Annotated in this window: 8 protein-coding genes; 5 read left to right on the forward strand and 3 right to left on the reverse strand. The window is 76.8% G+C overall.

Annotated features, from left to right (window positions below):
- The 3 genes from HLB09_RS10080 to HLB09_RS10090 all read right to left on the reverse strand — a co-directional run.
- A partial coding sequence (locus HLB09_RS10080; protein ID WP_171203252.1) for an NADH-quinone oxidoreductase subunit K occupies nucleotides 1–417 on the reverse strand: 417 nt, incomplete at its 3' end.
- Nucleotides 414–3,263: a hydrogen gas-evolving membrane-bound hydrogenase subunit E gene (mbhE, locus tag HLB09_RS10085; RefSeq protein ID WP_171203253.1), complete on the reverse strand. Its 2,850-nt coding sequence runs from the start codon at nucleotides 3,261–3,263 to the stop codon at nucleotides 414–416. The genes mbhE and HLB09_RS10080, both read right to left, overlap by 4 nt.
- A gap of 199 nt (nucleotides 3,264–3,462) precedes the next feature.
- Nucleotides 3,463–4,158, reverse strand: a complete 696-nt coding sequence (locus tag HLB09_RS10090) for a uracil-DNA glycosylase (protein ID WP_171203258.1) — start codon at nucleotides 4,156–4,158, stop codon at nucleotides 3,463–3,465.
- A 200-nt stretch (nucleotides 4,159–4,358) separates the two neighbouring features.
- On the opposite strand from HLB09_RS10090, the gene HLB09_RS19975 reads away from it, so the two are divergent.
- The 5 genes from HLB09_RS19975 to HLB09_RS17815 form a co-directional block, all read left to right on the forward strand.
- A complete protein-coding gene (locus tag HLB09_RS19975) occupies nucleotides 4,359–4,664 on the forward strand; it encodes a DUF3263 domain-containing protein (protein ID WP_171203254.1) in 306 nt (101 codons plus the stop codon).
- 5 nt (nucleotides 4,665–4,669) lie between these two features.
- Nucleotides 4,670–4,849, forward strand: coding sequence for a hypothetical protein (locus tag HLB09_RS10100; protein WP_171203255.1), 180 nt, complete (start codon nucleotides 4,670–4,672; stop codon nucleotides 4,847–4,849).
- Nucleotides 4,850–5,042: 193 nt separating this feature from the next.
- A complete protein-coding gene (locus tag HLB09_RS10105; protein ID WP_171203256.1) occupies nucleotides 5,043–5,249 on the forward strand; it encodes a cold-shock protein in 207 nt (68 codons plus the stop codon).
- A 329-nt stretch (nucleotides 5,250–5,578) separates the two neighbouring features.
- Entirely contained in the window at nucleotides 5,579–7,210 is a 1,632-nt protein-coding gene (groL, locus tag HLB09_RS10110; RefSeq protein ID WP_171203257.1) for a chaperonin GroEL, read from the forward strand.
- Between the two features lie 280 nt (nucleotides 7,211–7,490).
- On the forward strand, nucleotides 7,491–7,982 hold a 492-nt coding region (locus HLB09_RS17815; RefSeq protein WP_212770868.1), incomplete at its 3' end, for a DUF4031 domain-containing protein.

A 7,982-nucleotide genomic window follows, 5' to 3' on the forward strand; every position in this document is an offset into this window, starting at 1 on the left:
GCCGGGGGCGGGGGAGCCGGCGGGGTCCGCGGCCGACGCCGGGCGCCCGTCCGCGTCCGAGGGGGCCCCCTCGGCGCGCCGCTGCTGGCGCTCCTCCACGGCGGCGTCCTCCTCGTCGTCGTCGGCGGCGCTGCTCTCGGCGCGCAGGACCCCGAGCAGGTGCACCGTGACGGCGAAGGCGATGACGACGGCGGTGAGGACGAAGGCCTGGGGCAGCGGGTCGGCGAGCGGCACGTCCTCGGGCCCCTGCCCGAGCAGCGGCACGCCCCGGCGGTCCCCGCCGGAGGCCGACAGCACGAGCACGGTGCCGACGTGGCCGAGGAGCACGAAGCCGACGACGAGCCGCAGCGCACCGCGCTGGAGGACGAGCGCCGTCCCGGCGGCGGCGAGCAGCGCGACGAGGAGGGCCGTCGTCATCGCCGGCCTCCCGCCGTGCCGCGCACCCGCGCGTCGTCGCGCTCGCCGTCCCCGTCGTCGTCCCCGGCCTCCCCGTCGGCATCGCGGTGCGGCCGCGTGGCCCGCCGCTGCTCGTCCGCGCGCCCGGCGTCGGGCACGCCCGCGTCGAGGGAGTGGACGGCGGCGACGGCGAGGCCGAGCACGAGCAGGAGGACGCCGACGTCGAAGACGAGCGCCGAGGTGACCCCGAGGGCGCCCAGCAGCGGCAGGTCGAAGGGGGCGAGGAGGGCGCCGCCGCCGAGGAGGGGCACGAGCCCGGTGCCGAGGGCGACGAGGAGACCGCCGCCGACGAGGAGGCTCGGCCGCAGCGCGCGCGGGGTGCGCGCGAAGGGCGCCCGCCCGCCCGCGAGGTGCCCGAGCGCGACCGCCGTGCCGAGGACCAGCGCGGCGATGAAGCCGCCGCCGGGCTCGTCGTGGCCGCGCCAGAGGAGGTAGGCGCCGAGGACGACCATGAGGGGGGCCAGCAGGCGGGTGCCCACGCGCAGCACGAGGTCCTCGGTGACCGGGTCGGGCCCCGGCGGGCCGGTGCGGCGCCCCGCGGGCCCGCGCCCGAGGACGACGAGCCCGAGGGCGACGACGCCGACGACGACCGTCTCGAGGAAGGTGTCGAGCCCGCGGAGGTCGACGAGCACGACGTTGACGACGTTGGTGCCGCCGGTGAGCGGCTCGGCCTCGGCGAGGACCTGCGCGCCGACGTCGGAGAGGGGGCGTCGCCCCGTGAGGGCCCACGCGGCGCCGCCCGCGGCGAGACCCGTGGCCGCGGCCGTCGCGGCGACCGGCAGCGCCCGGCGCGCGGAGGTGCGCGGCAGCCGTCGGGGCTGCCCGCGCAGCACGAGGACGAGCACGACCGCCGTCAGCACCTCGACGAGCAGCAGGGTGATCGCGACGTCGAGGGCTCCCCGCAGCAGGAGCCAGACGGCGACGAGGAGGCCGGTCGTGCCGCCGAGGGCCACGAGGACGAGGGACGAGCGCGTGAGCGCCGCCGCGGCCAGGACCCCGGCGGCGAGGACGACGACGCCCCACGCGACCGGGTCCTCGGACACGAGCCGCTCCGGCTGCGGGCCCAGCCCGACCGCCGCGAGCGCGGCCACGACGACGACGGCGACGAGGAGCCGCGCGAGCTGGGCCGGCGCGCCGCCCGCGCGGTCGGGGCGCCCGACGACCTCGCCGAGGCGGAGCAGGCCCGCGTGGCCGCGCTCGAAGGCGGCCGACGCCGACGGGGGCGACCAGGCCTGCAGCACCCGGTCCACCGCGTCGCGGCGCACGAAGAGCAGGGCGCCGAGCGCCAGCGTCACCCCGGACAGGACGAGCTGCGGCGTCACGCCGTGCCAGAGGTAGACCTCGGGAGCCTCCTCGCCGGGCAGGGCCGCCGACGTCGCGGCCTCGACCAGCGGGGACAGCCAGGAGACCGCGGGGCCCAGCACCGCGCAGGCCAGGGCGGCGACGGCGCCGGGGGCGAGGAAGAGCGGCGACGGCTCGTGGAGGCCGGGGTGGGAGAGCTCCTCGCCGCCGAAGGCCCCGTGGGCCACGCGCGCCGCGTAGGCGAGGGTCAGCGTCGACGCCAGGACCGCGACGCCGACCGCCACCGGGCCCGCCCAGGCCGCAGGGCCGGCGGTGAGGAAGCCCTCGTAGAGGTACTCCTTGCTGACGAAGCCGAGCAGCGGCGGCACGCCCCCGAGGGAGAGCGCGGCGACGCCGGTGGCGGCCGCGGTCCACGGCATGACGCGGCGCAGCCCGGCCAGGTCGCGGACGTCGCGGCTGCCCGTCTCGTGGTCGACGATCCCCACGAGCATGAAGAGGGTCGCCTTGAAGAGGGCGTGGGCGACGGTGTGGAGCAGCGCCGCGGCGAGCGCCTCGGGGGTGCCGACGCCGACGGCCGCCACGAGCAGCCCCAGCTGGCTCACCGTCGAGTACGCCAGGACGCCCTTGAGGTCGTGCTCGCGCAGCGCGAGCACCGCCCCGACGAGCGCGGTGGTGAGGCCGAGGGAGACGAGGACGGCCGTCCAGGCCGGCTGGCCGGCGAAGACGGCGCTCGTCCGCACGAGCAGGTAGACGCCCGCCTTCACCATGGTCGCGGCGTGGAGGTAGGCGCTGACCGGCGTCATCGCGACCATGGCGCCCGGCAGCCACGCCTGGAAGGGCAGCTGCGCCGACTTCGTCGCCGCCGCCACCACGACCAGGGCGGCGACGGGCCCGGCGAGCGGCGAGGACAGCAGCCGGTCGGGGTCGGACACGAGCGCGTGGACGCTCGTGCTGCCCGTGGCGACGACGACGAGCACGACGGCGAGGAGCAGGGCGAGCCCGCCCGCGACCGTCACGACGAGGGCCTGGCGCCCCGGGGCGGTGGCCGGCGCGCCCGCCGTCGAGACGAGCACGAAGGAGCACACCGTGGTGATCTCCCAGCACACGTAGAGCAGGACGAGGTCGTCGGCCATGACGAGGCCGCACATGGCGGCCGCGAAGAGCACGAGCACGGCGGGCACCGGCCCGGCGGCCTCGGCGTCGTCGAGGTACCGGGCGCAGTACGCCAGCACGAGGACGCCGACGACGAGCGCGACGAGGACGAAGACGAGCGCCACGCCGTCGAGGCGCAGCGCCGCGTCCACCCCCAGGGACGGCAGCCACGGGGTGGACGCCACGACGTCGCGGCCGGCGACGACGCCGGGGACGAGCGCGGCGACGAGGGCCGTGGCCGCCGCGAGGCCGCCGGCCAGGACGAGGCACGACGTGCGACCCAGGGCGCGGCCCAGGAGCGGGGCGGCGGCGGCGAGGGCCACGAGGCCCCCGAGGAGGACGACGAGGGCCATCAGACCCCGGTCACGGCCGGGGGCGCTCCTGCGCCCCGGGCGCGGCGGCGCGCGCGGCGGGGGGACGGGTCGTCCACGGGGCGGCCCCCTCTCGGCGGTGGTCGTCACGGGCGGGCACCACCCCCCGGTGCCGGTACGGCTTCCTACCAGGAGCCCGGCGCCCCGGCGCGGGGAACGGCGGCGCCCGGCCCCCGGCCGGTCAGGTCGGCAGGGACCAGTCCACCGGCCTGGCGCCCTGCGCCGCGAGGGCGGCGTCGACGGCGGAGAAGGGCCGCGAGCCGGTGAAGCCGCGCCGCGCGGACAGGGGGCTCGGGTGGGCGCTCTCGACGACGGCCGTGCCGCCGAGGGCCGGGCGCAGCGCCTGCGCGTCCCGGCCCCAGAGGACGGCGACGAGCGGCCCGCCGCGCGCCGCGAGGGCGCGCACGACCTCCTCGGTCACCCGCTCCCAGCCCCGCCCGCGGTGGGAGCCCGACCGGCCGGCCTCGACGGTGAGCACGCGGTTGAGCAGGAGGACGCCGCGCCCCGCCCAGGCGGTGAGGTCGCCGGTGGCCGCGGGCGGCAGGCCCGTGTCGGCGTCCCGCTCGGCGAGGAGGTTGCGCAGCGTCGGGGGCAGCGGGCGCACGTCCGGCTCCGCGGAGAAGGACAGCCCGACCGCGTGGCCCGGTGTGGGGTAGGGGTCCTGGCCGACGACGAGGACCCGCACGTCCTGCGGCGCCTGCGCGAGCGCGCGCAGCACCCGGTCCCCGCGGGGGAGGACCTCCCGGCCGGCCGCGACGTCGTCCGCCACGGCCTCGAGGGCGCGCACGAGGTCCCCCCGCGCCGGGGCCAGCGCCGTCCACCAGGCGGGATGGACGACCGCGAGGTCGACGCCCGCCCGGCGCGCGGGGCCGACCACCTCGGGCGGCGGGGAGGCCGCGCCGTCGGTGCCTGCGGTGGTCCCCGGCTCCAGCACGCGGCCACGGTAGGGGCAGTCCGGGCGGTGCGCCGGACCGGCCCGTGACCGGCGCCCCCGGCGAACCACAGCGGTGTGGTTCGCGGCGTAGGGTGCGGGCTCGGCGCCGACGGACGACGCCGGGAGCGCGGGAGGAGACCGGAGTGGACGACGCAGCCACCGGCGCGAGCGCCGAGCAGCCCGCCGCCGCGCCCGCCGGAGGGCTCTCGGCGCGCGACGCGGAGATCCTCGCCTTCGAACGCCAGTGGTGGCGCTACGCCGGCGCGAAGGAGCAGGCGGTCCGCGAGCTCTTCGACCTCTCGGCCACGCACTACTACCAGGTGCTCAACGCGCTGCTGGACTCCCCGGAGGCGCTCGCCCACGACCCGATGCTCGTCAAGCGGCTGCGCCGCATGCGCAGCCAGCGCCAGCGCTCGCGCACCGAGCGCCGGCTGGGCGCGCGGGGCTGACGGGCGTGGCCGCCCCCGGGCCGCCCCGCGACGAGCTCGACGAGCCGGCCGGCGAGCCCCGCCGCCAGGGAGCCCACCGGGCCCGGCCCGGGCCCTGGCGCCGCGCGGCCCCCGTGCTCGTCGTCGTGGTGCTCGCGGCGCTCTCCGTGCTCGCCGTCAGCGCGTGGTTCTCGCTCGGCGGATAGGCGTCTCGCGACCCTCGCCACGGCCAGGGCCAGCCGCTACTCTCGGCGCCGGTCGAGCAGTTCGATGAGCACCGGTCCACCGCGCACCCGTACGGACGGCCCGCACGTCGGAACCATCGCGAGCCACGCGAGCGTGAGACCCGATGCCCTCCCGGGGCCTCGAACCCGCACACAGCGACACAGGAGTAGCACCATGGCTCAGGGCACCGTGAAGTGGTTCAACGCCGAGAAGGGGTACGGCTTCATCACCGTCGACGGCGGCGGCCCCGACGTCTTCGTGCACTGGTCGGCCATCCAGATGGACGGCTACCGCTCCCTCGAGGAGGGCCAGCAGGTCGAGTTCGAGGTCGGGCAGGGCCAGAAGGGCCCGCAGGCCGAGGCCGTCCGCCCCGCCTCCTGAGGCACCCCGCACCCCTCCGGCGCCCGAGCAGGGCCGCCGTCCGACGCCGTCGCCCCGCCGGGGCGGCGGCGTCGTCGCGTCCGGGGCCCGGCGTGGTGCACGAGCCCTGGTCGTCCGCACGCCCCGGTCGTCCGCACCCCCCGGTCGTTTGCACTCGAGGGGGGAGAGTGCTCATCATGGGTGCTGGCACTCTCGCACGAGAGTGACAACGGACCTCGGTCGTCAGGTGAGGGCCGTGGGCGCGGCGGGACGTGACCGCCGCGCGCGCGACCCGTCCGTCGCGGGCACCGGCCGGCCGCCCCACCCGTCACCGGGAGGAAACCCCCAGCATGGCCAAGATCATCTCGTTCGACGAGGAGGCCCGTCGCGGCCTCGAGCGCGGCATGAACCAGCTCGCCGACGCCGTCAAGGTCACCCTCGGCCCCAAGGGCCGCAACGTGGTGCTCGAGAAGAAGTGGGGCGCCCCCACCATCACGAACGACGGCGTCTCCATCGCCAAGGAGATCGAGCTCGAGGACCCGTACGAGAAGATCGGGGCCGAGCTCGTCAAGGAGGTCGCCAAGAAGACGGACGACGTCGCGGGCGACGGCACCACCACCGCCACCGTCCTGGCCCAGGCCATGGTTCGCGAGGGCCTGCGCAACGTCGCCGCCGGCGCCAACCCGATGGCGCTGAAGAAGGGCATCGAGAAGGCCGTCGAGGCCGTCTCGCAGCAGCTCCTCTCCTCCGCCACCGAGGTCGAGACCCGCGAGCAGATCGCGGCCACCGCGGGCATCTCCGCCGGCGACCCGTCCATCGGCGAGCTCATCGCCGAGGCCATGGACAAGGTCGGCAAGGAGGGCGTGATCACGGTCGAGGAGAGCAACACCTTCGGCCTGGAGCTCGAGCTCACCGAGGGCATGCGCTTCGACAAGGGCTACATCTCGCCCTACTTCGTCACGGACTCCGAGCGCATGGAGGCCGTGCTCGAGGACCCGTACATCCTCTTCAACGAGGGCAAGATCTCCTCGATCAAGGACCTGCTCCCGCTGCTGGAGAAGGTCACCCAGTCGGGCAAGCCGCTCGTCATCATCTCCGAGGACGTCGACGGCGAGGCCCTGGCCACGCTGGTCGTCAACAAGATCCGCGGCATCTTCCGCTCCGCCGCCGTCAAGGCGCCGGGCTTCGGCGACCGCCGCAAGGCGATGCTGCAGGACATGGCCATCCTCACCGGCGGCCAGGTCATCTCCGAGACGGTGGGCCTCAAGCTCGAGAGCACCGGCCTCGAGCTCCTCGGCCAGGCGCGCAAGGTCACCATCACCAAGGACGAGACCACCATCGTCGAGGGTGCGGGCGACACCGACCAGATCCAGGGCCGGGTCAACGAGATCCGCGCCGAGATCGAGCGCAGCGACTCCGACTACGACCGCGAGAAGCTCCAGGAGCGCCTCGCCAAGCTCGCCGGCGGCGTCGCCGTCATCAAGGCGGGCGCGGCCACCGAGGTCGAGCTCAAGGAGCGCAAGCACCGCATCGAGGACGCCGTCCGCAACGCGAAGGCGGCCGTCGAGGAGGGCATCGTCGCCGGCGGCGGCGTCGCCCTCATCCAGGCGGGCAAGGGCGCGTTCGAGACCCTCTCGCTCACGGGCGACGAGGCGACCGGCGCGAACATCGTCAAGGTGGCCGTCGAGGCCCCGCTCAAGCAGATCGCGGTCAACGCCGGTCTCGAGGGCGGCGTCGTGGCGGAGAAGGTGCGCAACCTCGAGGTCGGCCACGGCCTCAACGCCGCCACCGGCGAGTACGTCGACATGCTCGCCACGGGCATCAACGACCCGGTGAAGGTCACCCGCTCGGCGCTGCAGAACGCGGCCTCGATCGCGGCCCTGTTCCTCACCACCGAGGCGGTCATCGCCGACAAGCCCGAGAAGGCGGCGGCCGGCGCCGGCGCCGGGGCCGACGGCGGCATGGGCGGCATGGACTTCTGATCCCGCCCGCCGGGCCCCGGCCCGGCACCGCTGCGCCAGCAGCAGCACGTCCCACGAGGGCGGCACCCCACCGGGTGCCGCCCTCGCGGCGTCCCGCCCCCTCCGGGGGGCGATGTGTGGCCATGTCGCCCTCGGACCGTCGGTGAGGGGCGTCACGGCCACACATCGCCCCCGGGCGCCCGTCGCGAGGGCGACATGGCCACACGTCGCCGTGGGGGACGGTGCGGGTAGGGCGACATGGCCACACATCGCCCTCGAGGGGCGGACGTAGGGTCGGCCGGTGGCCGTGCTCGTCGACCCCCCGCGCTGGCCGGCGCACGGGCGCGAGTGGTCCCACCTCGTCAGCGACGTCTCGCTCGAGGAGCTCCACGCCTTCGCCCGGCGGGTCGGCATCCCCGCGCGCGGCTTCGAGGGCGACCACTACGACGTGCCGGCGGAGCGGCTGGCGGACCTGCAGGCCGCGGGGGCGACGCTCGTGCCGGCCGGGGAGCTGCTGCGGCGGCTCGTCGCCAGCGGCCTGCGCGTGCCCAAGCGGCGCGGCCAGCAGGTGCTCGGCAGCTGGGTGGAGGTGCGCCCGGGCGGCGCGGCGGTCCACGTCGACCTCGTCGTCAGCGTCGAGCCCCCGCCGGCCGCGACGACGCGGGGCGTCCGCGGCCTCGTCGTCGACGGCGAGCGCCGCGTCCTGCTGCGGCGGCCCCGCGGCGCCGGGCCGGACGTCGCCGGGCAGGACGTCGCCGGGAAGGACAGGGCCGGGAGGGACAGGGCCGGGCAG

Origin of the sequence: Pseudokineococcus marinus (assembly GCF_013004605.1) — a bacterium.
In the GTDB taxonomy this organism is placed as follows: Bacteria; Actinomycetota; Actinomycetes; order Actinomycetales; family Quadrisphaeraceae; genus Pseudokineococcus; species Pseudokineococcus marinus.